The organism is Vibrio sp. 1288 (assembly GCF_033344475.1).
In genome coordinates this window covers 1-505 of sequence record NZ_JAWPOX010001194.1, presented here as the reverse complement: position 1 = coordinate 505, position 505 = coordinate 1, and the positions used below count along the sequence as shown (strand labels likewise).

General features: G+C 44.6%; 2 protein-coding genes. Both read right to left on the bottom strand.

Going from position 1 to position 505, the window contains the following annotated elements; all coding sequences use genetic code 11:
* Window positions 1-356: histidine kinase sensor domain-containing protein (locus tag R8O11_RS31635; protein ID WP_318195437.1), on the bottom strand; the 356-nt coding region annotated here is incomplete at its 3' end.
* Window positions 356-505: winged helix-turn-helix domain-containing protein (locus R8O11_RS31630; protein WP_318195438.1), on the bottom strand; the 150-nt coding region annotated here is incomplete at its 5' end. The genes R8O11_RS31635 and R8O11_RS31630, both read right to left, overlap by 1 nt.

Below are 505 nucleotides of genomic sequence, written 5' to 3'. Positions count from 1 at the left end.
TGATCATCAATACTGCGTTTGAATTGGAGCTTGAATTCAAAATGTGGATGCATGAGACGATGCGTCACTGGTTGAAGTTGCTCGTTCAGTACAAACAAATAGAACTGCTGCGCGTTCGCCCAATCAGCCAACTCATCCATGTCGCCATGTTCAATCAGCACGTTGGCTTGGTGAGCAAGATCCAACATTTCCATTTTGACGCTATTTGGAACTTTCAACATAGCTTTCACCAAGGCTTGTTCCGCTAACGCTTGCACCAGCAAAATGCTGATGACTATCGCGGTCATGTAACTGAAAAGCTTAAACGCAAGGCTGTCTTTGCGTTTTGCTATGTAGGATGGACACACCAGCTTCATCACGCGCCCACAGATTCTAAATAACTGTAGCCTTTGCCTCGAAACGTTTTGATGTGCTGTTTAGATAAGCCCGCTTCAACCAATTTTCGGCGAATGTTACTGATGTGCATATCTAGGTTGCGATCAAACGGGCTGAGTTCTTTTTTCAA